The organism is Weissella diestrammenae (assembly GCF_014397255.1).
Lineage (GTDB): Bacteria > Bacillota > Bacilli > Lactobacillales > Lactobacillaceae > Weissella > Weissella diestrammenae.
The window spans coordinates 627587-650624 of the sequence record NZ_CP060724.1; the positions used below are offsets into that span (position 1 = coordinate 627587).

Annotated in this window: 22 protein-coding genes, 1 riboswitch and 1 other annotated feature; of the genes, 7 read left to right on the forward strand and 15 right to left on the reverse strand. The window is 40.9% G+C overall.

Annotated features, from left to right (window positions below; all coding sequences use genetic code 11):
* Positions 1–16: 16 nt before the first annotated feature.
* The 8 genes from phnE (H9L19_RS03180) to H9L19_RS03215 all read right to left on the reverse strand — a co-directional run bounded on the left by phnE (H9L19_RS03180) (position 17) and on the right by H9L19_RS03215 (position 8163).
* Positions 17–811, reverse strand: a complete 795-nt coding sequence (phnE, locus tag H9L19_RS03180) for a phosphonate ABC transporter, permease protein PhnE (protein ID WP_187529703.1) — start codon at positions 809–811, stop codon at positions 17–19.
* Positions 811–1596 carry a phosphonate ABC transporter, permease protein PhnE gene (phnE, locus tag H9L19_RS03185; protein ID WP_420832606.1) on the reverse strand — a complete coding sequence of 262 codons (786 nt, stop codon included), beginning with the start codon at positions 1594–1596 and terminating at the stop codon, positions 811–813. Before phnE (H9L19_RS03185) ends, phnE (H9L19_RS03180) begins: the two co-directional genes overlap by 1 nt.
* On the reverse strand, positions 1587–2363 hold the full coding sequence (gene phnC / locus H9L19_RS03190) for a phosphonate ABC transporter ATP-binding protein (protein WP_187529705.1): 777 nt from the start codon (positions 2361–2363) through the stop codon (positions 1587–1589). The genes phnE (H9L19_RS03185) and phnC overlap by 10 nt, the downstream gene beginning before the upstream one ends.
* A 90-nt stretch (positions 2364–2453) precedes the next feature.
* On the reverse strand, positions 2454–3386 hold the full coding sequence (locus tag H9L19_RS03195; RefSeq protein ID WP_187529706.1) for a phosphate/phosphite/phosphonate ABC transporter substrate-binding protein: 933 nt from the start codon (positions 3384–3386) through the stop codon (positions 2454–2456).
* Between the two features lie 329 nt (positions 3387–3715).
* On the reverse strand, positions 3716–5131 hold the full coding sequence (gene cysS / locus H9L19_RS03200; protein ID WP_187529707.1) for a cysteine--tRNA ligase: 1416 nt from the start codon (positions 5129–5131) through the stop codon (positions 3716–3718).
* A gap of 42 nt (positions 5132–5173) precedes the next feature.
* Complete coding sequence (locus tag H9L19_RS03205) at positions 5174–5743, reverse strand: TMEM175 family protein (RefSeq protein WP_187529708.1); 570 nt, start codon at positions 5741–5743, stop codon at positions 5174–5176.
* Positions 5744–5755: 12 nt separating this feature from the next.
* On the reverse strand, positions 5756–6583 hold the full coding sequence (nadE, locus tag H9L19_RS03210) for an ammonia-dependent NAD(+) synthetase (RefSeq protein ID WP_187529709.1): 828 nt from the start codon (positions 6581–6583) through the stop codon (positions 5756–5758).
* A gap of 95 nt (positions 6584–6678) precedes the next feature.
* The gene (locus H9L19_RS03215) at positions 6679–8163 is read right to left on the reverse strand and encodes a nicotinate phosphoribosyltransferase (RefSeq protein WP_187529710.1); all 1485 of its coding nucleotides are present in this window, start codon (positions 8161–8163) and stop codon (positions 6679–6681) included.
* Between the two features lie 358 nt (positions 8164–8521).
* Here H9L19_RS03215 and H9L19_RS03220 point away from each other — a divergent pair, with 358 nt between their 5' ends.
* The 4 genes from H9L19_RS03220 to H9L19_RS03235 all read left to right on the forward strand — a co-directional run bounded on the left by H9L19_RS03220 (position 8522) and on the right by H9L19_RS03235 (position 12357).
* Positions 8522–9172, forward strand: a complete 651-nt coding sequence (locus H9L19_RS03220; protein ID WP_187529711.1) for a YoaK family protein — start codon at positions 8522–8524, stop codon at positions 9170–9172.
* Positions 9173–9236: 64 nt separating this feature from the next.
* Positions 9237–9503: a binding site (T-box leader), on the forward strand.
* A 95-nt stretch (positions 9504–9598) separates the two neighbouring features.
* Positions 9599–10432 (forward strand): MetQ/NlpA family ABC transporter substrate-binding protein, encoded by an 834-nt coding sequence (locus tag H9L19_RS03225; RefSeq protein ID WP_187529712.1) that lies wholly within the window; start codon positions 9599–9601, stop codon positions 10430–10432.
* A 180-nt stretch (positions 10433–10612) separates the two neighbouring features.
* Positions 10613–11662, forward strand: a complete 1050-nt coding sequence (locus H9L19_RS03230) for a methionine ABC transporter ATP-binding protein (RefSeq protein WP_187529713.1) — start codon at positions 10613–10615, stop codon at positions 11660–11662.
* Positions 11662–12357, forward strand: coding sequence for a methionine ABC transporter permease (locus tag H9L19_RS03235; RefSeq protein WP_187529714.1), 696 nt, complete (start codon positions 11662–11664; stop codon positions 12355–12357). Before H9L19_RS03230 ends, H9L19_RS03235 begins: the two co-directional genes overlap by 1 nt.
* A gap of 460 nt (positions 12358–12817) precedes the next feature.
* Here the strand turns inward: H9L19_RS03235 and H9L19_RS03240 are convergent, their stop codons facing one another.
* Genes H9L19_RS03240 through H9L19_RS03250 form a run of 3 tightly spaced genes read right to left on the reverse strand, consistent with a single transcriptional unit; the run spans position 12818 to position 15050 of the window.
* Complete coding sequence (locus H9L19_RS03240; RefSeq protein WP_187529715.1) at positions 12818–13786, reverse strand: type I phosphomannose isomerase catalytic subunit; 969 nt, start codon at positions 13784–13786, stop codon at positions 12818–12820.
* Positions 13787–13805: 19 nt separating this feature from the next.
* Positions 13806–14519, reverse strand: a complete 714-nt coding sequence (locus tag H9L19_RS03245; protein WP_187529716.1) for a MucBP domain-containing protein — start codon at positions 14517–14519, stop codon at positions 13806–13808.
* A gap of 21 nt (positions 14520–14540) precedes the next feature.
* Positions 14541–15050 carry an aminoacyl-tRNA deacylase gene (locus H9L19_RS03250; protein WP_187529717.1) on the reverse strand — a complete coding sequence of 170 codons (510 nt, stop codon included), beginning with the start codon at positions 15048–15050 and terminating at the stop codon, positions 14541–14543.
* 120 nt (positions 15051–15170) lie between these two features.
* Positions 15171–15260, forward strand: a riboswitch (TPP riboswitch).
* 89 nt (positions 15261–15349) lie between these two features.
* On the opposite strand from H9L19_RS03250, the gene thiM reads away from it, so the two are divergent.
* Genes thiM through H9L19_RS03265 form a run of 3 tightly spaced genes read left to right on the forward strand, consistent with a single transcriptional unit; the run spans position 15350 to position 17162 of the window.
* Positions 15350–16183, forward strand: coding sequence for a hydroxyethylthiazole kinase (gene thiM, locus H9L19_RS03255; RefSeq protein ID WP_187529718.1), 834 nt, complete (start codon positions 15350–15352; stop codon positions 16181–16183).
* The gene (locus H9L19_RS03260) at positions 16184–16489 is read left to right on the forward strand and encodes an MTH1187 family thiamine-binding protein (protein WP_187529719.1); all 306 of its coding nucleotides are present in this window, start codon (positions 16184–16186) and stop codon (positions 16487–16489) included.
* Complete coding sequence (locus H9L19_RS03265; RefSeq protein WP_187529720.1) at positions 16467–17162, forward strand: thiamine phosphate synthase; 696 nt, start codon at positions 16467–16469, stop codon at positions 17160–17162. The genes H9L19_RS03260 and H9L19_RS03265 overlap by 23 nt, the downstream gene beginning before the upstream one ends.
* Before the next feature lie 215 nt (positions 17163–17377).
* On the opposite strand, the gene H9L19_RS03270 is transcribed toward H9L19_RS03265, so the two are convergent.
* The 4 genes from H9L19_RS03270 to H9L19_RS03285 all read right to left on the reverse strand — a co-directional run bounded on the left by H9L19_RS03270 (position 17378) and on the right by H9L19_RS03285 (position 22983).
* Complete coding sequence (locus tag H9L19_RS03270; protein ID WP_187529721.1) at positions 17378–17911, reverse strand: hypothetical protein; 534 nt, start codon at positions 17909–17911, stop codon at positions 17378–17380.
* A gap of 407 nt (positions 17912–18318) precedes the next feature.
* A complete protein-coding gene (locus H9L19_RS03275; RefSeq protein WP_187529722.1) occupies positions 18319–18888 on the reverse strand; it encodes a hypothetical protein in 570 nt (189 codons plus the stop codon).
* Positions 18889–18898: 10 nt separating this feature from the next.
* Positions 18899–19846 carry a hypothetical protein gene (locus tag H9L19_RS03280; RefSeq protein ID WP_187529723.1) on the reverse strand — a complete coding sequence of 316 codons (948 nt, stop codon included), beginning with the start codon at positions 19844–19846 and terminating at the stop codon, positions 18899–18901.
* Positions 19847–19896: 50 nt separating this feature from the next.
* A complete protein-coding gene (locus H9L19_RS03285; protein WP_187529724.1) occupies positions 19897–22983 on the reverse strand; it encodes a hypothetical protein in 3087 nt (1028 codons plus the stop codon).
* Positions 22984–23038: the final 55 nt, after the last annotated feature.

A 23038-nucleotide genomic window follows, 5' to 3' on the forward strand; every position in this document is an offset into this window, starting at 1 on the left:
TGTTCACTTGCTTACGCTAGACTAATTTGTGACGAATAAATCCTGACACAGCATCAATCACCGTCACCATGATAATCACACCTAATAAGATAATGCCTACGCGGGACCAACTCCGTGTTTGTAGCGCGAAAATTAAGGGTGCCCCAATTCCACCAGCGCCAACAATTCCCAAGATAGATGCTGAACGAACTGAAATTTCAAAACGGTATAACGTATAATTCATGAATTCCGGCAGAACGGCTGGTAACGTTGCCAAGGTCAGTCCATCCAATCCAGTACCACCAGCCGCAACGATTGATTCATTCGGACCACGATCAATATTCTCCACTGCTTCAGAAAATAGTTTTCCTAGCATACCAATCGAATGTATGCCCACTGCTAAAACACCCGCGTAAGCACCTGGGCCAACCGCCTTAATAAACATAATTGCTAAGACAATTTCTGGAAATACCCGAATTACCGTCAATGCCACCTTGCCACTCGTTGAACGTGGTGTGAACCATCGGTGTGATGTACGTGCAGCCCAAAAAGCAAACGGCACCGACAAAATCGCCGAAATAAATGTGCCTAAAAAGGCAATCGCCAAAGTTTGAATTAAAGCGGAAAATAAATCCTCACCATCTCCCGTATAGACATATGCCCAATCTGGATGAAATAATCCGTTAAAAATGGCTTGCGTAATTGTCCAAGCTGTCGATTTGACTGCTGATAGCGGAATACCACTAAACGCCCAAATGAGTAACCCGATAACAATTAACCCAATACTACCTTGCCCTATCTGTCGTCTGATATTTTTTTGTTTATCCTGCATTATGCCAATGCCTCCCGTGCACGATTTGAAATACCGTCAACAACAATCACCACAGCTAAAATCATCAAAATGACAATGATTGTGCGATCATATCGAAACATTGACATCGTCTGACTGAGATATAAGCCAACACCCCCTGCGCCTAAGTAGCCCAATATTGTCGATGCACGGACGTTAATTTCTAACGTGTAGAGAAAATAACTCAAGAATTGATTAAACACCTGGGGAATAACTGCGAACAAAATAATTTGTGCGCCATTAGCTCCAGCTGCTTTCAACGCATCTAGAGGCCCTTCGTCAATGGTTTCAATTGCTTCATAAAACAATTTTGAGACCATGCCAAAAGAAAAGACGGACAAAGCACCGACACCGGCCATCGGTCCAATCCCAACCACCGCCACAAAAAGCGCCCCTAATAATAAGTCTGGCAATGCACGAATTAAATTTAAAAAGAAACGGATACCACCACGAACCCAGCGTTGTTTAATTAGATTTCTGGCTGCTAGCACACTAAATGGCAAAGCCAATAGTGCACCGACAACTGTCCCAACAATGGCCATCTGTAACGTTTGTAACATCGGTTGAATGATTGTCGGAATATATGACCAATCTGGGCGCACCATTTTTTGAATAATATTGATAAACTGATCCCATGAAAATTCTGCCGTTACCTGCGTGTTAACCGCAGAACCAATCATAATGAGCACAATTAAGACCACCAATAATAGGGGTTTTACATGCCAACGTGCGCTAAATGTACGACTTGGTAAACTTGTCATTTCGATGACTCCTTTGCTGATTCTTCGACATAAATCGCATCAAAATCATTTTGGTTAACCTCATCGATTGGTTTATCATAGACCAATTGACCTGCTCGCAAGCCAACAATCCGACTAGCATATTGTAGAGCCAAGGGTACCGAATGGAGATTTACAATGACCGTTAGGCCAAGTTCCTCATTCAAACGTTTCAAATCATCCATGACCATTTGGGTGTTTTTGGGGTCTAAGGCAGCGATAGGTTCATCAGCCAAGACAACGTGTGGAGATTGAACCATTGCTCGTGCAATCGCAACACGTTGCTGTTGCCCACCTGACAGTTCGTCAGCACGGATATAATATTTTTCAAGCATATTCACATGTTCCAAAGCAACGATTGCTTGTTGTTTATCAGCAGCTGAAAACAGGCCTAATATCGATTGCCATGTCGCATAATAGCCGACCCGCCCGTTTAACACATTTCGGCCAACAGTTGCTCGCTTAACCAAATTAAAATTTTGGAAAATCATGGCAATGTTGCGTCGAATATTGCGTAATTGCCGGCCTTTAGCTTGGGTGATGTCTTGACCATCAATAACAATTGTCCCACTTGTGACATCATGCAAGCGATTAATCGCCCGCAACAGTGTACTTTTTCCAGCGCCAGACAGCCCAACAATCACAACAAATTCGCCGGCCTTAATATCAAGATCGACCTGATTTAAGCCAATCGTACCATTGGGGTATATTTTTGAAACATTTTTTATTGATACTGCCCCATTTTGCTCCACCATATATTTCTCCTTGAGATTACTCTATTGTCATATTAGTTCAAAAAGAACCACGACCAAAAAATTTAGTCGTGGTCCCCAGATGCTGTTTGTTTACTTCATATCTTCAACAGCTTGATGGTATTGACGAACAATATCAAAATTACTATCTTTTGACTTTGTTACGCCGGCCCATGAATAAACATCATTCATTACTTGCTTACCAGTCTTACTCTTTGAAACTGAAATCATTGCATTTTGGATGGTTTTTGCATCCTTTTTTGAAATACCTTTACGGAGTGAAATCGTATCATTTGGTATCTTTGCAGTGTACATCAATACCTTTGTTTGCTTGAAAACATCAGGATTATCTTTCTTAACGATATTACGTGCATCATCAAAAACGAATGCCGCATCAGTATCATGATTTAGCACTGACAAAACGCCCTGATCATGACCTTTCACAGTTACTAACTGGGTATTGTTTTTCAGAATATTGACCCCTTTTTTCTTCAAATCAATCGCTGGGAACATATATCCTGCATCTGATGTGGTATCTTGAACAGCAATCTTCTTCCCCTTCAAATCTTTAATTGAATTAATCTTAGCGTCTTTACGAACCAGAACCATGGCTTTATAGTAATTAACCAGCTTATCTGTGTTAGCGCCTGTATTATCATCTTTTAAACCAAGTCGTTGAGATTGCAAAATTACCTTCGCCCCATATTGTTCATGTGCTTGCACATAACCTGCAGGTGGCAAAAATCCCATGTCAACTTTCTTTGAACCCATTGCCTCAACAATGGTGTTGTAATCAGTTGAAATCGTAACATGGACTGGGACACCCAATTGCTTTTTTAATAAACCTTCCAACGGCTTAACTTTTGCAGCAATTGTATCAGCTTGCGATGATGGTACAAATTGTACATTGAGTTCCTTCATCGCAATCTTTTTCTTTGCCGCATCAACTTGTGTCGTTGGTGCGATTGATAGTATTGACGCCAAACTTAAGGCAATCATTGACCCAGCAGCAATCCTTTTAAACATCGGTGATGTCTCCTTAAAAATATTGACTACTTATCAGAGCGGCTTAACCCATTTCAAGCATCATCAAAGCTTAAATTTATAATATATCCGAACTTATTATAAGTCAATAAATTAATCGTTCGCATTCTACTTGATATTTGCGCTTATTTTTATTTATTCATCGTTTAAACGTTTCACTAAATATTTATACTTAACCCTGATTCACTTGTTTTTGACGACATAATAAAAAAGCAATTGGTCAACTGATATCAGTCAATCAATGCTTTTGTTGAATTGAACATCCATTTTTGCAATCACTACATTGACACCAGCAAAGAAATCAGTTATCCCTAAGCGCGATGCCAACGAATACCTTGTGGTGTGTCTTCCAAAACGATACCCTCTGCTTGCAGTTGTTCGCGAATTTTATCCGCCGTTTCAAAGTCTTTTTCAGCCCTTGCTGTTTCACGCTGCGCAATCAAGGCGTCAATTTGTGTATCTGGTTGCTCATTTTCCTCTAGCTGCTCAACACCAAATACCTGCATTAGATTCTCAATCCCCTGTAAGATGACACTTGCGGTATCTGTTTTAACAACCTCACCCGCGCTGTAGATGTTTGCTACTTCAATGAGATTGAAAATTTCAGCAACCCCATTTTGTGCATTAAAATCATCGTCCATGGCCACTTCAAAGGCAGAAATAATCGCTTGAACTTGTTCGTCCACCTGTTGATCATAACCAGCCACGCTATCCGCTAAACGGAACTTCAAATTACGATAGGCCGTTCTAATACGCGCCAAATTACGGGCTGCTAAGTCTAAGTTTTTTTGTGAATATGCAATTGGTCGACGATATTGCGTGGTCGCCATAAAGAAACGAATGATCATTGGATCAGATACTTGCGTCAATAAGTCATGGACTGTCGTGAAATTTCCAAGTGATTTAGACATTTTTTCTTGCTCATCCCCGACCGTCACAAACCCGTTGTGTAACCATTTATTGACAAAGGTTTCACCTGTTCGTGCTTCTGATTGTGCAATCTCATTCGTATGATGTGGAAAGGCCAAATCAATGCCACCACCATGGATATCAAAATGATTTCCCAAGTACTTAGTCGACATGACTGAACACTCAATATGCCAACCAGGTCGACCTAACCCCCAAGGTGAATTCCATGCAATCGCACCATCATTTTGTGCACCCTTCCAAACGGCAAAATCCATTGGATCTTCTTTACGCGCCATCTCAGCGTCATCCAAACGACCGGCTGCATTATGCGCCATTTCTGATAAGTCCTGGTGGGCGAGAATCCCATATCCTTTGAATTTTTTGGCTCGGAAATAAACATCCCCCTCTGCCTCATAAGCATAACCCTTTGCAATCAGGTCTTGAACAAAGGTAATAATTTCTGGAATATGTGCGGTTGCCCGTGGCTGAATCGTTGCTGGTTTGATATTCAAAGGCGCGGTGTCTTCATAGTATGCTTTGATATATTTTTCAGCTAATTCAGGTACTGAAATATGTTGTTCAGCGGCCGCTTGAATCATTTTATCATCGACATCAGTAAAATTTGAAACGTACGTTACTTCAAAGCCGCGATATTCAAAATACCGACGAATCGTATCAAAGGCAATTGCTGAACGGGCATTCCCGACATGAATATAGTTATAAACTGTTGGACCACACACATACATGCTCACTTTATTTGGTTGCATTGGTTCAAACAATTCTTTTTCAAGCGTGAGTGTATTAAAAACTTTAATCATGCCATTTCTCCTATTTACTGTTGTTGTTTAATCAATCGTTACTTAGTGACTAACTTTTTGTTTTGCTAACCAAGTCCAAACAACCCATATAATTAACACAGACCAACTCGATGCCGAAGGTACAATAAACGATGCACCAGTCCCTAAAATAGCTACTAGAATCATGTGCCAACGCGTATGATTATACGCCCGCATTTGTGTCGCCTGTTTGCTCGTCGTTCGAGTCGCAACCGCATGTGATAATTGATAAAGACTAATCAAAGACCAAAGGTATACCAGCCCATATACGACTCCCGCAGCCTGGGAGTGACTAAAGTCACTCCGCCACTGTGTCACAAAGGGGACAAAGGTGATTGAAAAAATGGCACGTAAGTTGTGCCACAGCAATTGTCGATCGACTTGGTTAATATTGCCCATAATTTGATGATGACTAATCCAAAAACTACCCACCAAGATAAAACTCAAACCATAGGCTAAAACGGTATGCAATAATTCAGGTTGCAATAATGCTTGCCATGAACCAGTTTCAGGTTGTTTCAAATCCAACACCATGATTGTGATGATGATTGAAAACACACCATCACTAAAGCCTTCTAATCGATTTTTTGTCATGACCTATCTCAACTATTTTTGCCACCATGAATCAAAGACTGAAACTGGATTGTGCCGCTTATGGGCTGTTTTAACGTACCACTGTTCAATTTTGATGGCCGCTGGTTCATTAATAGCCTTCCCCTCTAAATAATCATCCAAATCATCATAGCTAACACCAAGGGCAATTTCATCGGGTAATGCGGGCCGGTCTTCTTCTAAATCAGCCGTTGGTACCTTATCATACAAATGTTTTGGCGCATTTAAGAAGGCCAAAATTTGCCGTCCTTGCCGTTTATTTAGGCGATACAAAGGGGTAATATCAGCTGCACCATCGCCATATTTAGTATAAAAACCAGTAATAGCTTCAGCCGCATGATCGGTACCAATGACAACTCCACCCAAAGCACCAGCAACACCATACTGAGCAATCATACGTTGACGTGCTTTAATATTGCCTTTGTTATAATCTGAAACATTCAAACCTGCTGCATTCAGTTGTTTAACAATGCCTTCGGTTGCAGCTTGAATATTAACGCGGACTGTTCGATCAGCTGCTTGCCAAGCAATTGCATCCAAAGCATCTTGTTCATCCGCTTGTTCACTAAATGGTAAACGCATTGCCACAAATTCATATGCCGCATCCCCAGTTTCTGTTCGTAATTCGTCAATCGCGGTTTGTGCCATTTTGCCGGCCAATGTCGAATCTTGTCCGCCTGAAATCCCTAAAACATATACCTTTAATCCGGTATGCAATAAATATGCCTTTAACAATTCAACTGAACGCCGAAATTCATCAAGTGGTTCAATTGTCGGTTGAACACCTAGCGTTGCAATAATTTCTTTTTGTAATTGACGCATAGCACATGCTCCTTTATTTGAGGAATTAAAATTCTAATTTTTTTCAACACTTTTTTTGAGTCACCCAGTGTCCGATGTCAATGCAATACCCAATTTCACTGACGATTTTCAAAATCTTTTGCCACTTCATCAACATAGTGGCGAACATCTTTAATCAAATTCATTTTATGGTCCCAAGCTTTTTGCGACAGATCCACTGGATATTCTTGCGGGTTAAGTCCCCGGCGATATTCTGACCAAAGATTATCTAATCTTTCTGCTGAATATTCCTGGATTTCTTGTACCGAAGGACTTTGATAGATGACCTGACCATCAACCACCATCTCTTCTAAAATTGGGCGTGCATTAAAATCAACAATCGTTTTATTGAGATATGGGTAAGCCGGATTAAACATGAAGAGACTATCCGCTTGATCTGGTTTTTCATCCCATAGTGCAATGTAGTCACCTTGTGATTTACCATCAGATTGACGCGTAATACGCCAAACTTGTTTTTTACCAGGATTAGAAATTTTGGCTGCACTACCAGAAATTTTAATGGTATCAACCATTTCACCAAATTCATTTTCAACTGAAACAACCTTATAAACGGCCCCAAGGGCTGGCTGATCAAATGCGGTAATTAATTTCGTTCCGACGCCCCAGACATCAATTTTTGCACCTTGCAATTTCAACGAAGCAATGGTTTCTTCATCCAAATCATTAGAAGCGTAAATCTTTGCATCAGGGAAACCGGCCTCATCGAGCATTTTTCGCACACCTTTTGATAGATATGCCATATCACCAGAGTCAATTCGGACACCCAAGAAATTAATCCGATTGCCAAATTCTTTGGCCACACGAATAGCACTTGGCACCCCTGACCGTAACGTATCATACGTATCAACTAAAAAAACGGCATCACGATGAGTTTCCGCATACGCTTTAAATGCATCATAGTCATTACGATATATCTGAACTAAGGCATGTGCATGTGTCCCGCTAATCGGAATCCCAAACCGTTTACCAGCGCGAACATTTGACGTGGCGTTAAAACCGCCAATAAATGCTGCGCGTGTTCCCCAGAGTGCGGCATCCATTTCTTGTGCCCGTCGTGTACCAAATTCTAGCAATCCTTGGTTACCAACAACCGCGCGCATTCGTGATGCCTTAGTTGCAATCAAAGTTTGATAATTAATCATATTTAACAATGGGGTTTCAATTAGTTGTGCATCAAAAATTGACCCCTCAACTTGTAAAATCGGTTCATTATTAAATACCACTTCGCCTTCTCGCGGTGCGCGAACAGTAGCTTTAAAACGCCATTGTTCAAGATAATCCACAAAATCATCATCGAACATGGGATTCTCTCGCATATACGCAATATCACTAGCGGAAAAATGTAAGTCTTTTAGAAAATCTAAGACCCTTTCAAGCCCTGCAAAAATCGCATACCCATTTTTAAAAGGTAACGACCGAAAATACATCTCAAAAACCGCGTGGCGATTATGGATTCCCTTTTGGAAATAGGTTTGCATCATCGTTAACTGATACGCATCGGTGTGCAACACAAAATTATCATCTGGAAACAGTGTTGTCATGCTCTTCTCCCAACTATCTAATTGCAATTCTGTCTATTCAAATTTTACCATACTCTGCAAACTTTCCCGATTCCAAACAAATTAACGCCCATTCTCCTACCACTTTGACCGGCCTTTAATGCATTTTTCATGCAGGGTCGATAGTCATCCCTACCTCAATCAAAAGGTAAATGTCATCTATTATTTACCAATCCAACCATAACGACTACTATCTACCATTTCATTGTATGAGGCTTTATTTACCACTATAAAATCAGATTAATTGCTCAATTCTTATTCAAAAACGCATTTGGCGTATAATAATAGACATATTAAATTTTTAAAAGGAGTTATTATGTCGCGTTTGAGACCCCATCTCATGAAAGAATCAATTCGAGTTGGCATGCTATTGGCACTAACCGCCGGGTTCATTGATTCATATACCTTTGCCTTTCACGACGCCCGCTTTGCTTCGTTCCAAAGCGGGAATATGTTGCAATTTGGTGTTAATTTTGCCCGTGGTGACTGGTCACATGCTTTAACCTTCTTTTGGCCAGTCCTATTTTATTTATTTGGGTCAGCCCTCAATCAAATCATCAAGCGAGTCAGATATATTAATGATTTACAATGGGAAGAACTTTCCGTCTTGGTTGAAGCCAGTGGCATTTTCTTTGTCGCCATCTTAGAAATATTCAAAGTACCTTCAGAGTTACCGCTCTCAATTTTAGCCATTTTTATGGCCATGCAAGCTGATACATTTACCAAACTACGTGGCGCAGCTTATGTCTCGACAATGAATACTGGGAATTTAAAAACCCTGGGTGCCATGCTCACTAGTTTTGCCTTAACGAAACAACATGAAGAATTAATGCGTGCGCGCAACACAGCTGCCATCATCGCAAGCTTCATTTTTGGTGCCATTATTGCCTATTATATTGGTCATACAATTCAAGGCTGGGCGATGTTTTTCCCGGTTGGTTTTCTCATGATTATTTGGCGAACCATTGTTCGTGATCGTGAAATTGCTTAAAAAGATATTACCAATCTGTTGACACAAATTCTATTTGTGTTTAATATAGTGGCAAGGATAACAAGTAAACAAGTTGAGCAGAAAAGTACATGCGTTGTAACGGCCTAGAGAGATAGCGTTTGGTGGGAGCTATTCCGTTAGCACGTCTGGAAAATGATCTGTGATTGGTATCAGTGAGTAGCAAGTCTATCAGCTGATAACGGATTGGTCTACGTTACAAGACACACGAATCGGCAAGGCATCATTTCGCTCTCTGCCCGCTCGTTGTCAAGGTTTTAAAAAGCAATTTTTAAAATGAAGTAGAATGGTAACACGAGAACTCGTTTCTATTTTTGGTATGTCAATATCAAAATAGGGACGAGTTTTTTCTTTTCTGCCAATAAGTTTACGGCTTATCACATCTTATATTTGAAGGAGTTTATGATTATGAAGCAAACATTTAAAATTGGGGTCATTACCCTTGCCGCTGGTTTGGTTGCCAGCGTGATTGCCCCTACTATTTCACCCGCTTCAGCCGCTAGTAAGAAGACCTTAACTGTTGGTATTGTTGGTACTTCTGATGCTAAATTATGGCAAGAAGTTGCCAAAACGGCCAAGAAGAAATATGGTATCACTTTAAAGACAAAGGTCTTCACTGATTACAATACGCCTAATAAGGCCTTAGCTGATGGTTCCCTTGATTTAAATGCTTTCCAACACTACAATTTCTTGAATAATTGGAACAAGTCAAACAAAAATGCAGTTAAAGCCATTGGTAAGACTTTCATTACACCAATCCGTTTGTATGCCACTGATGTTAAATCAGTTAAGAACATCAAGCACGGTGCAACCATTGCCGTACCAAACGATCCAACTAATGAAGGCCGCGCCTTAACTTTGTTACAATCAGCTGGATTAATCACATTGAATAAAACAGAATTACCAACGGTTAAAGACATCAAGGAAAATAAAAAAGACCTTAATATCAAAGAAGTGGCTGCTGACCAAACACCTTCAGCCTTGAAATCAGAAGGAGCAGCTGTTATTAATACTAACTATGCTCAAGATGCCAAAATCAAATTAAGCGCTGCAGTTTATGTTGAACCAGTCGATAAAGCTTCAGAACAATGGATCAATGTCATTGCGGTTGCCAAAAAGAATGCCAACAAAAAAGCATACAAAGATATTGTCAAAGCCTACCAAACTAAGGCCACTAAACAATATCTGAAAAAAACTTGGGGCGATGCTGAATTGCCTGCTTGGGACATTAAATTAAAGTAGTCGCTACCCATCATGGTTGGTAACAACCATTTTAAAAACGGTAAACGTTTTGGTACTAGAGTCATCGCTAGTCCCCCCTTGATCATCTCCTGGGGGATACATATAAAACTTAATCTGCCCACAAACGATGACCTACGTGTGGCTTTTTTATATGAAGAAGAATTGAAACGGAGATGAAACATGGCAATTATTGCACTTGAAAATATCAATGTCACTTTTAAACAAAAAAAACAAACAATCGTCGCCGTCCAAGATGAAACGATTCAAATCAATCAAGGCGATATTTATGGCATTGTTGGCTACTCAGGCGCTGGTAAGTCGACTTTGGTTCGAACAATTAATATGTTGCAAAAACCTACCAGTGGCTCTGTTAAAGTTCAAGGCGTCGAGATGACAACGCTTGACCCTAATGCTTTACGCAACGCACGGAAAAAAATCGGTATGATTTTTCAGCACTTTAATCTTTTAGATGAAATCACCGTTTTCCAAAACGTTGCCCAGCCCCTCAAACACGCCAAACTATCTAAAAAAGCTAAGATTGAAAAGGTTAACCACCTCCTTGAGCTCGTTGGCTTATCTGATCGTGCCAATAATTACCCCGCACAACTTTCAGGGGGTCAAAAACAACGTGTTGCGATTGCACGTGCTTTGGCAAATGATCCTGATATTTTGATTTCAGATGAAGCAACTTCCGCCTTGGATCCACGAACAACAAATCAAATTCTAGCTTTACTCAAGAAATTAAACCAGACCCTTGGTTTGACCATTGTTTTAATTACCCATGAAATGCAAGCCATTAAAGAAATTGCCCACCACGTGGCTGTCATGGAAAATGGACATATCATCGAACGCGGTACATTGTTAGAAATATTCACTGCACCCAAAGCCCAATTAACCAAAGACTTCATTAACACCGCCACAAACCGTGAAGAAGCGTTGATTAAAGTGCAAGAATTACTGACGACACATCCATTGGCAAATGATGAAGTGCTAGTTTCCATTGACTTTGTGGGTGAACAAACGGCACAACCACTGATTTCACGCCTCTATGCCGATTTCAATGTGTCAGCCAATATTTTGTACTCAAATATGGAAATTTTAACCAATACGCCAGTGGGTACAGCCCTCGTCGTCTTGAAAGGAACCAACGACCAGTTAACATACGCCATTGCTGCCTTTAAACAAAATCACGTAACAATCAATACCATTCCACAAGGGGGGAACCACTAATGTTTAATTGGATTAACACTTATTTCCCAAATATTTATACCCAAGGTTGGGGTGGTGACTTCGGCTGGGGTACTGCTATCTGGCAAACGCTATACATGACTTTTGGTGCAGCTATTTTCGGTGGTATCTTAGGTTTGCTCTTTGGCATTGGTTTAGTTTTAACGACTGATGATGGTTTAACACCTAATCATGCCCTTTTTCAAATTTTTGATAAGGTTGTTTCCATCGGTCGAGCCATTCCATTTATTATCATGGTCGTAGTCATTTCGCCAATCACGCAACTAATCGTCCACACTACCATTGGGGCAACCGCTGCTCTCGTCCCACTTTCACTTGGTGTCTTTCCATTTTTTGCGCGTCAAGTTCAAGTGGCTCTACTTGGTGTCAGTGCGGGTAAAATTGAAGCTGCCCGTGCCTATGGCGCAACTAATTGGGATATTATCGTTGACGTCTATCTACGTGAAGGGCGCGCTGAATTGATCCGCGTCTCAACTGTGACCCTGATTTCCTTAGTTGGTTTAACGGCCATGGCAGGTGCCATTGGTGCTGGTGGCCTTGGAACAACCGCAATTGTCACTGGCTATCAACGCTTCCAAAATGACGTTATGTGGTTAGCAACGATTATCGTCTTGCTCCTCATCGTCATTATTCAATTTACTGGTGACTTCTTGGCTAAACGTGCACATCATAAATAAATCAAATTCAAAAAACGCGTCTCATATGACGATAACCTTGAAAGTTAAAATGACTATCAGATTTATCTCAAATGTGATGCGTTTTTCATTGCTCATTTAACCATAAGTTGAAAATAAAAAGCCCATCTCTTATAATAAAGACATGAGCTACCTGACTAAACAGGCTGGCTACTCGATAAGACTAATAAAAGCCGTGATCCAGACCACCAATCTATCACACGGCTTTTTTGTTTGCCTACTTATCGCGCCAGACGCGAATAAGTACGACAATTGCCTTGACCAATGCAGTCAAAGCACAGAGCAACGATATCAAATCGTGCACAGACTACTGACCCCTCTCGTCGATTTTACCTATGTCATTCATAAGCATCACCTCCTTGACCAGTTCAGCAGCCAGCCGTGCTATTTAGTTAGGATAGTCAATATTATACTGACATATCATCTGAAAACAAGTTATATTTTAACGTGACTTTGGCCCAGGGGTTGAAACAATCAGCGTCATATCCCCAGAGAACTGCCATTCAGCAACGGTAGCTGGCATGATAAAACTGGTTGCCAAAGCTAATGGATACACCTGTTCATTGACCGTCACCGTCCCACTACCAGCAATCACGGTGTATTGCGTATATGGGGCCTGCTTAGTCATAAAGGCCTCACCAGCAATCACATCTTGATAGACATTAAAATATGGTGCTTCGACTAACGTGGTTTTCGTGAGCGCCCCCAATTGTAAAGTTTCCGCAATTGGCTTCTCTGGTACAAATGGAACTGTCGTCACATTCTTAGCATCTGCTAAATGTAATTGTCGTAACTCACCTGTTTTCGGATCAGGTCGATCAAAATCATAGACGCGATAGGTCACATCTGAACTCTGTTGTGTTTCTAAGGCTAACACCCCCGCCCCCAAGGCATGTAGTGTTCCAGCCGGTACATAGAAAAAATCACCGGCTTTAACTGGTACCTTTTGCAAGAGTTTATCCCATGCACCCTGATCGACTAGTGTATCAAACTCGGATTTTGTTTTAGCTTGATGACCATAATAAATTTCAGCGCCTGGTTCGGCTGCCAAAATATACCACGATTCCGTCTTGCCCAATTCACTAGCATGGTGAGCAGCCGCGTAAGTATCATCTGGATGGACTTGAACTGACAAATCTCGATGGGCATCCAAAAACTTAACCAACAGCGGATAAGGTCGCGTGGCATCTTTATTTTCAAATAAATCTGGTCGGTTCTGCCAAAGTTGTGCTAAAGTCTGGCCCGCATATTTATCATTTGCTACTGGGCTCACCCCATTTGGATGACCTGAAATAATCCAAGCTTCACCGGTCGTTGCACTTGGAATCGGCATTTTAAAGACATCTTTTAAGGCTGTCCCGCCCCAAATCTTTTCATGCAAAACTGGTGTTAAAAAAATTGGCTCCGTCATTTACCATGCCTCATACTTTCTAATTGGTTAACTTCAAATTACTGCCCTCAATCCACCCTTGACCAGCAATTTCGTACCAGTCTTTACCTGATGGATCATGTAATACCTGTGTTAAGATGACCGTCAATTCGGCTGGCAAAGTTTTAATTTCGCCTCCATACGGTTTTGAATAAACTTTAATCGGCCAATCAGGTGCTGTTGCCACAAGCTGTCCCGCACCACTAAAAGCGACTGCTTCCCAATCATAGAGCGGTGTGTTGATGCCACTTTGTCGGGCCTTTTTTTCAATGGTCATTGTTCTTCGATCGTACAATACCCAGCGTGAATCAGCAATTTGATGCCAAAAAAGGCCCTTCGTCGTAGCTAACCGCACTGATATTGGCCAATCCGTATCTGCCGTCAATGGCGTTGGCCGTGGTGCAGTCGACAAATCAGGTTGGTCATAGGTCTGAGTTTCGGCCGTAATATGTAAAAATTGGCCCGTCATCGGTTCGATTTGTGCCACATCAGTTGGTCGGTAGTAAACCGTAATGACTTGGGTTGTATCTGAAAAATGTCCCGACAACTCACCCTCGACAGAATCCATGCTGTACCCATCAATTTTTGGCACCGTTATCTCATATGGATCGCCTTGATAGCCTTGGATAATTTTGGGCATGCCAAGGCTTTTTTTCGTTCCAATTTCTTTTTGATACACCCAAACCGGAATTCCTTGTAATTGCGTGTCACTCATTATCTTGCTGCCTCTTTCTCATCAAATTGATTTTGATGCATTCGCCATGCTAATGTCAGCAAACTGACCTTGCACAAAATCTGCCAATACGGTTGCATCAATCCGGATTGAACGCCCAATTTCACCAGCTGAAACCACGATTGATGACGCTTTTTGTGCCGTTAAATCAAAGTAAATTGGAAATTTCTTTGTTTGCCAGATACCAACTGGATTATTAGCCCCATGAATATAACCTGTCGTTTTTTGAAGATCCTTTGTTGCAATCATATCAACGCGCTTATTGCCCGACACACTTGCTAATTTTTTTTCATCCAGATGCATATCTAACGGTACAACACCAATCACTGGTCCGGTTGCATTCCCAGTTAAGGCCAAGGTCTTATAAATATCATGTTCAGTGAGATGATATTGTGCCATTTCTTCATCCGATCGATTCATACCAGCGTTAAAAACAATCGTTTCATATGGCACGCCAGCCTTATCTAAAATTTGCTCAACTAAAATTTTCTTAATGCGTGTTTTTTTAGCCATCACTTCCCCCTCAATTGGTCATTTTCATTATACAACATCTATCATTTGGAGAGGCATTTCCTCTGCCTCAACAAAATGCAATTTGCACAATCTTAAAAAGTCGACTATACTAATCGTAATTTCAATTATCTGGGGTGCCAATTTGGCTGAGAAATACCCATTGAACCTGATGATGGTAATGCATCCGAAGGGAGATACATCTTTTAATTGCCTTTTTTGGTCAACGACGATGTGCTCTATCATCAGTCGATGGCCATTTTTTATTTACCTCAGGCTGTGCAAAAAAAGGAGTCGGGTTCATGAATACTGTCACTGAATTACAAACTAAAATGCAACAAGTCGTCAGCGTAGTTAAATCAACAACGCCACTCGCACCGTCAATCACAAACACTGTGACGATTAATTTTGTCGCCAATACCCAACTTGCTGTTGGTGGTAGTGCGGCAATGATTTATTTACCAGATGAGGGAATCACACTAGCCCAAATGGCTAACTCGTTTTACCTTAATTCAGGTACCTTGGAACCCTTTTATACTGAGACCTTTCCAGCGACAGCCAAGGCCATGCACGAGCAACATAAGAATTGGGTGCTCGATCCAGTTGCACTCGGCATTGGTACCATGCGTACCAACTTGATGCACGAATTCAAAAGTTACAAGCCAACGATTATTAAAGGTAATGCGTCAGAAATTATCGCACTGGCTTCTTTGTGGGAATTGATTCATCATCAAGATTCAACGGTTAAGGGTGTCGACACGACAGATACCGTGGACGCTGCACGACAGGCTGCCGTTGCATTAGCCCAATATACAAGCGGAGCGGTAGTCGTTAGCGGAACTGACGATTTGGTAACTGATGGCCAACAGGTTATCATGTCACACGGCGGTAGTCCCATGATGGGGCTCATTACTGGTGCTGGTTGTTCACTTGGGGGCGTCATCAATGTTTATGCCACTAGTACTGACCCATTAACAGCTGCCCTCACTGGTGTTCAGATCTACAATTTAGCTGGTCAGCGCGCTGCAGAATTGGCCAATGGTCCTGCTAGCTTCCAAACAGCTTTCATCGATGCACTCTATCATGCCACCGCTGAAGAAATCGCCCACAATCCCTTTGATGTGGAGGCAATCTAAATGAACACCTTAATTTCAGTTGCAATTGCCCCACTCGGTACCGGTGACGAATTAGCCTCGAGTGTCGCAAAAATCATTGATGTCATTGAAAAATCAGGCTTAGACTACCAGACCCATGCCATGACCACCGAAATTGAAGGTGACTGGGACGATGTTTTTGCGGTGGTTAAGACAGCCACACAGGTGTTAACTGATCAAGGCCAACGCGCCTATGTGTCACTCAATGCTGATGTTCGCCCTGGCTATACTAAAACAATGACTGAAAAAATAAGGAGGCTCAACCATGCCCGCAACCAAATCATTTGATTTAAGCGCCTATCTTATTATTGGCCCTGAAAACACGTTAAATCGACCAGTAAAGTCGGTGATTCAGGCAGCTATTAAGGGTGGGATTACTTTTATCCAAATTCGCTCAAAAGTAGCTGATGCCAAAGACCTCATCGCATACACTCGTGATGCCGCTGCGGCAATTGCTGAAGCTGGTCAACAAGATCGAATCAAGCTCGTTGTGGATGACCGCTTAGATGTCGTCCTTGCTGCCCGCGACTTAGGTATTAAAGTGGATGGTCTTCATATTGGTCAAAGCGACCTCCCCATTGACTTTTGTCGTCAATATCTTGGCCCTGATGCCATCCTCGGCGTTTCCGCACGAAATGCCGAATTATTAGCCTATGTCAAAGAAACTGATGTGACAGATATTGACTATTTTGGTGCTGGGCCATTTCATCCAACTCAAACCAAACCTGAAGCCGGTCGTGATGAGAAAACAGGCGAAATTCACACTCGGCAAGTAGCCGAATTAATCGAATTAGCACACCTATCACCAATTCCTGTCGTTGTCGGTGGCGGCGTGAAATTAGCCGATATGCCACAATTAAAAGCAACTGGTGTTGCTGGATTTTTCGTCATCACAGCCATCACAGAAGCTTCCGATCCAGAAAGGGCTACCCGGGCTTTAGTAACTGCTTGGCAAGCCTAACCAATACAAAATGGCATCAATCAAATCAAGCTGAGCCGACTACTTCTCAGATGATTTGATTGATGCCATTTCACTAAAAAGATGTACCAAGTATTCCAATAACTGAACGGTGCTATATTCGAAGCACTTAACCCACATCATTTTATGGCTGACAAATCAAATTGCTAAATGTCAAACGCTCTAAACTTTGTTATCTCAAATCAATTGTTTCGTTATTATTCGCTATATGTATTATTTAATCGCCATGTAAGTTCTGACTCTTTGGAACCAATGGTCAGCGTCCCAGTCGTTGGCAAATGTAGTTTAAATTCATCGGCTGTGTACGAATAAGTTGTTAATCCCTTTTTGTCTTCACTATTTGACCGGAAAGTGATTTGATCACTAGCAATTGATGAATCACCAAAATAAATTGGCATGGTTTCTTTTGCAATTTCATTTGTATTCCAATTGCCACTTTGTTCAACGGTAATACCAAAATGCCCCGCGTGACTTTCTCGACCATCGTTGACGCGAATCAAGCCTGATGCCAGATTGCCTTTTGGCTCACCCCAACTACTTAAATTAATCGAGCCGAAGTCAACGTTACCCGCCTCACCTTGAAAAGTAAGTTCGGTATTATTATTAGTAAAGGTTACTTTTCCGTTTGACTTTATACTTGTAATTGCTTCGCCATAAATTGTCAGGGGCGTCAGTGCAGAAACAGTCAGTAACGTGGTAAGACTAAGTGTAACGACTTTTAATTTTTTCATTAGTTTTCTCCTTTATTAACGTGTTGTTTGTATGCCTATCCGACATGTTTTATTATGCCTATTGAATATGATGAAAAATAAGTGTTTTTGTTTTGTTTTTGCAAAAAGATATTGAATTAAATACTAATGTTATGTTAATTCATATTTTTTGTCCTTAATTTCGGACTTTTTTACTTTATTTAAATCAGCTTTCCCAAAACCAACCAAACTAACCCAACTTCAAAGTCTACATTAGTCATGTGATTCACATCATCATCACTTTATTCTTTGAAACAGGAATAATAGTTCTTACTCACACACATTTATGACATTTATCGACTGGTTGGTAATCGTATCCTTTAGCGTAGAAAAAATCACTTAATTAGCCTGATTAACATCAGATACCTGCGTTAAATTCATTGATTTTTCTAAGTTGGGGTATCTTCAATTTGCCAAGAGAGTTGCGTTTCATACGCGACATCCGGCTGAATCGATTGATTCATGGCTAAATGGGCCTCAAACGTGTTTTCTTGAATTGGGATCGTCACTGTTCCGCGTTGCTCACTTGGGTTTGATTGCACAAATACTGCTGCTGCACTAGCCAAGGGGTAATTTTGATAATAAATAACTAGTCCTGATTGGGGAATCGAATGCGGTCCGGTAGTAAGTGGCGACCATGTTGTCCCAGTTTGTTGAACAGAAATTTGATATTGCTGTCCATTAGGCCGTTGTACGCGTGTATCATCAAACGTCACTTCAGAATTATCTGTAGATACCACACTATTATGGAAAATATGTTTTTCTGGTGTATCTAATGCCTGACTAGTTGTCATTTGAAATCTAATACAGCCGGCACTAAAATGCTCGCCCAAGCTGCCTGCATCGCTAATCATAAATGCCGAGTCTGTTGTGGTTTGTGCCAAGGCTTGTTGCGGTAAAAAACTGAAACCTAATCCTAATGCACCCATTAACATGATGTTTATTTTTGTTAAATTCATACCATTCACCTCAACTTTCTTGGCTCGGATAGTCACCAAGGGTATACGTAAAGGTTGCCGTATAGGTCAATTGATGAAGGGATTGATTCTTTGGGATTCTTAAAAAATAACACCCTTTCACACGATCGCCAGTATTATATTTACCCTTTCCAACCAAATTGTATTCATTCTCACCACTCGATCCGGTTTTCTCTGCCTTAAGCCCATTCACCTCACCCCCATATTCATAAGTAAATGTGCCAAAGGTATTTGCTGCATTATCCGACATCGCATTGACAGCATTATCATCCATTACCCAATGAATCCCTTCACCCGCACGAAACGTCTTTGTGTCATTCCGATTCGCTTCGGATGAATTCGTATTTCCCGATGAGGTATAGACAAAATTATCATCCGTTTCAATCCTGACTTTCTCCGGTGATAATTCCTCACGCTCATAAGTGGTTTCATCTCCCACGCCTTGATGTGGCACAAACGTATGAAATGGCTCTGACATCTTAACCGTTGTTAACAAAGGTGTATTCACCGCCTTATCGGAACGCAAGTCAACAATTTGACAAAACGGACGCACACCAAAGGCGGCACCATGTTCGCCAACTTGAACCCCTGTCACAATCGGATAAATGCCAACTGCATTGCCTAAGTCTTTGTAACTACCATCATTGGTCATCGTATTCGACAGCATATTACTAGATATATTTCCAAAACTCAAGCGACTAATATAAGTAAAGCCAAAGCCGTTGGCGACCACACCATTAATTTGTTGACCATTAATCATTAACGGTTCGCCTTTTGCTCCCCATTCACTGTTTGTATTCGTTGCGGTTGCCATTTGATTATTTTCAACATTAAAGTCAACACCATTTTCAATGCTATTCGCTAGTACACAGTCTGATAGCCCACAAATAACAATTTCAAGTAACGCTATACTGATTAATAGCTTCTTAATCATTCTCATCGCGACAATCCTCCAGAAAAATCCACACTCATTGTGCTATAGCATCACTACTAGGAAGGCGTGCTGTTGAGCGTCAAGACAATTGTTGGTGAAGATATGCCATCATCATCATCATCATCATCATATAGATAATATCCATGTTTTATCATATGGCTACTATTTAGACTCAAGAACCAGCCTTTTTCATTTAATGCACCTGTTGGATTCCAATCTTGACTCAAATTAACCACGGGCTCACCTTGATTCCCCGTCTCTCGATTAAAGAGCATCGAATCTTCTGTTGAAATCAGCTGTTCAGCGCCATCTTGTTGTGCGCGATAACTTAACATTAAATCATCCCCCGTTAATGAACCCAAAGACGAATAACACGCTGTAATTTCCCAAGGTATATTGTGATTTGTTGAATCATCTCCGACTAACAACGCCCCAATATTAGTACTATAATGCGTATTCAAGGCATTTTTATTGAAATGACCATCCATCCCTCGACGGAAATTCCCAAAATTGAAATACTCCAATGAATCAATAATATATGGCAATTTTTGTTCAGGTGCAATGGTTCTATATTCAGCAGAATGCGCTTGATAGTCATGATAGCTATACGACACTGGTGCCGCTTCAATGCTTTCGTCATTCACAGTCGCTTGTGTCCAAAACTGAATTTGAACGCCTTGTTCAATCTGTTTACTAGGATTTTCCTGATTATGGGCCAATATTTGTGCTTCCGTGACAGTCCATTCCTTACCATCATTATTGGTTGAATAAGTTGCTCTATCTAACGTCATTAAATCCACGTAAGAATCAGCACTATCTTCTCCACGTAAAATAATCCGATCCGTGTTAATCATTGTTTTGAAAGTAAACCCGCTTGACGCATAAATAATGGCTGATAGGTCATAAACCGGTGGCGCATACGTCACGGTTTTTTTAACCGTTGTTGTTTCAACTTCATCATTTGGTAACTTGATTGAGAAGGTTTGATTGCCATTTTGATATTTTGAATGATAAAGCGATCCGTTCGACTCGTCCGCTGGTAGCGACCAATTTTGTGACTGTTGACTTTCAAATTCAAAAACCCCATTTGCGTCCGTGGTCGTCGTATTACTAACCAGATTAAATGTTGGCGTTGCTGTGATGGTGTGTCCTGACCCACTCCCGCTCCAGGTGACAGTCCCATTATCATAATCAATTGTCGGACGGGCAGCAACATGATAAACACCACGAATATAGCGGTCTGAATCAGATATAGCCTCAGTTTCATCACTCACATACGGAATACTTTGACGATTAGGGTAGATTTGTCCATCATCAGTTTGATATGTTCCATCATGTAGTTGCTTGGCCCATTTTAACCACTCAAAATTCTGGCTCTGTATTTCAAAGACCGTATATTCCTGTTGTTGAACCACACTACCAAAAGCATTATAACCTGCAGTTCCAGTGGTAGGATAACGCGTCCCATTTTTCAACAGAAAATAATTTTCCCCTTGCGTATAGCCATGTTGCACCATTTCATTGATTGCCACATGATTCCATATCCAACTAGAATTATGATCATCTTTTGAATAATTATTATTATTCATATCATTAAGACTGCCATAAAATGACACGTTACTATTGATAATATTCATTTCTAAAACCTTCGACCCAGTCGTATAGCCGGTCCAATCTGTCTCACCACCATTAATCATGCAATATTTTGGTGAATCAACATGGAATTTTAATGTGACCCCGCCATCGGTCGCACTACCTGGAATCCAAATTGATTGTCCTTGAGCGCTTAATGGCGAAATCACTAACGTGCCACGACTAGCACAATTAAAATTGACATGGGCGTTTGTACTTAACGTTGCCGATGGTACGCGAATCACACCATTGTAAGCTGTGTTCTCATTTGTAATACTCGACATGGCTAACACGCCATCCGTTTTAATATTCCAATTGGTCGTTTGCGTTACCACCTTGTTTATATTATTCCGTGCCACGACAACGCCATCATAACTTTGAAGTAATAAAGTGCCCCCAATATTCATCTCGCCACTACCATCAATAACGCTATAGTCCTGTGAAGCAACGCCATTTCCAGCCCGGCTTTCATTTTTCCTCTGAATCAATACCTTTGCCCCTTGGTCAATATCAATCCCCTTTGCTTGGACATTAGTATATTGGTTGGTATTCGCTCGTCGATAATTGTTAAAAATCCCCCAGGTTTCAACGACATAGCCATTCGAATTGGTTGTTGCTGTCGCGGTCGTCGCTGTTTGATTATTATGTATCCCTTGATATTGACAATCACTATAGGCATGGATTGTACCACCCATGAGTTGACTCCCTTTAGTGGTCATTTGAATTAAATGATGTAGGTTAATGGTCATTCCTGGTAATAAAAAAGCTGAGAGATAGCCGGTACCACTTAAGTTAACACTAACCTTGTCCAGTGTTAAACTACCTACTAACGACACATTATCCGTATTGGTATTACGCCACAAAATACTATTTTTAAAATTATCAGAATTAATACTTGCATCCGTTTCACTACTTGAAAAATTAATATCCTTAATTGTTATGTTAGGTGTCGTACTAATATTACTCGAGACGCCTAAGCCACAGATTGAACTCCCTGTACCTTTAAAATTAATCGTCACTGGGGAGTTTGGATTAGCGCTTGTAATGATACAATCTGTTGTTCGTAAATTGTTACTCATCGTCGTGTAATCACTATATGTATAATCAAAATTTGAACTGACAATAATCTCGCTCACATTAGGATTTTGCCAAGCGGCAACAAATGTCTCGGTGTCAGTGACCGTTGCTGTAGCGCCTAAAATATGTCCGGTAGATGGTGCGTTATTAATCACATGAAATGACGCCTGCTGATCATCATGAACTTTTTGTTCCACCGGTTGTTTGGCTGACTGTTCATCGGTTTGTGACGTCTGATTTCCCTTTGGTATTTCCAATCCAGATTCGGAATTATCTGAAATCTGTGGTGCTTTCTGATGCTGTCGACTCATTTCGTGATTTGCTATCGAGTCGGCCATCACAATACCAGCGCTACTCAGATAGTTTAATGCGATTGTGCTGCACATCAACAAGACAATCATTCGCTTGATATGGCTATATAAGAATATTTTCATCAATTAACTCCTTATATTTATTTTTTTCAATTTTCTCAAATAATTTTGTATTTTT

What these genes read in the sequence shown, in the direction of transcription:
- phnE (WP_187529703.1), bottom strand. Translation starts at nt 811, where the DNA reads ATGCAGGATAAACAAAAAAATATCAGACGACAGATAGGGCAAGGTAGT.
- phnC (WP_187529705.1), bottom strand. Translation starts at nt 2,363, where the DNA reads ATGGTGGAGCAAAATGGGGCAGTATCAATAAAAAATGTTTCAAAAATA.
- H9L19_RS03195 (WP_187529706.1), bottom strand. Translation starts at nt 3,386, where the DNA reads ATGTTTAAAAGGATTGCTGCTGGGTCAATGATTGCCTTAAGTTTGGCG.
- cysS (WP_187529707.1), bottom strand. Translation starts at nt 5,131, where the DNA reads ATGATTAAAGTTTTTAATACACTCACGCTTGAAAAAGAATTGTTTGAA.
- H9L19_RS03205 (WP_187529708.1), bottom strand. Translation starts at nt 5,743, where the DNA reads ATGACAAAAAATCGATTAGAAGGCTTTAGTGATGGTGTGTTTTCAATC.
- nadE (WP_187529709.1), bottom strand. Translation starts at nt 6,583, where the DNA reads ATGCGTCAATTACAAAAAGAAATTATTGCAACGCTAGGTGTTCAACCG.
- H9L19_RS03215 (WP_187529710.1), bottom strand. Translation starts at nt 8,163, where the DNA reads ATGACAACACTGTTTCCAGATGATAATTTTGTGTTGCACACCGATGCG.
- H9L19_RS03220 (WP_187529711.1), top strand. Translation starts at nt 8,522, where the DNA reads ATGAAAGAATCAATTCGAGTTGGCATGCTATTGGCACTAACCGCCGGG.
- H9L19_RS03225 (WP_187529712.1), top strand. Translation starts at nt 9,599, where the DNA reads ATGAAGCAAACATTTAAAATTGGGGTCATTACCCTTGCCGCTGGTTTG.
- H9L19_RS03230 (WP_187529713.1), top strand. Translation starts at nt 10,613, where the DNA reads ATGGCAATTATTGCACTTGAAAATATCAATGTCACTTTTAAACAAAAA.
- H9L19_RS03235 (WP_187529714.1), top strand. Translation starts at nt 11,662, where the DNA reads ATGTTTAATTGGATTAACACTTATTTCCCAAATATTTATACCCAAGGT.
- H9L19_RS03240 (WP_187529715.1), bottom strand. Translation starts at nt 13,786, where the DNA reads ATGACGGAGCCAATTTTTTTAACACCAGTTTTGCATGAAAAGATTTGG.
- H9L19_RS03245 (WP_187529716.1), bottom strand. Translation starts at nt 14,519, where the DNA reads ATGAGTGACACGCAATTACAAGGAATTCCGGTTTGGGTGTATCAAAAA.
- H9L19_RS03250 (WP_187529717.1), bottom strand. Translation starts at nt 15,050, where the DNA reads ATGGCTAAAAAAACACGCATTAAGAAAATTTTAGTTGAGCAAATTTTA.
- thiM (WP_187529718.1), top strand. Translation starts at nt 15,350, where the DNA reads ATGAATACTGTCACTGAATTACAAACTAAAATGCAACAAGTCGTCAGC.
- H9L19_RS03260 (WP_187529719.1), top strand. Translation starts at nt 16,184, where the DNA reads ATGAACACCTTAATTTCAGTTGCAATTGCCCCACTCGGTACCGGTGAC.
- H9L19_RS03265 (WP_187529720.1), top strand. Translation starts at nt 16,467, where the DNA reads ATGCCCGCAACCAAATCATTTGATTTAAGCGCCTATCTTATTATTGGC.
- H9L19_RS03270 (WP_187529721.1), bottom strand. Translation starts at nt 17,911, where the DNA reads ATGAAAAAATTAAAAGTCGTTACACTTAGTCTTACCACGTTACTGACT.
- H9L19_RS03275 (WP_187529722.1), bottom strand. Translation starts at nt 18,888, where the DNA reads ATGAATTTAACAAAAATAAACATCATGTTAATGGGTGCATTAGGATTA.
- H9L19_RS03280 (WP_187529723.1), bottom strand. Translation starts at nt 19,846, where the DNA reads ATGAGAATGATTAAGAAGCTATTAATCAGTATAGCGTTACTTGAAATT.
- H9L19_RS03285 (WP_187529724.1), bottom strand. Translation starts at nt 22,983, where the DNA reads ATGAAAATATTCTTATATAGCCATATCAAGCGAATGATTGTCTTGTTG.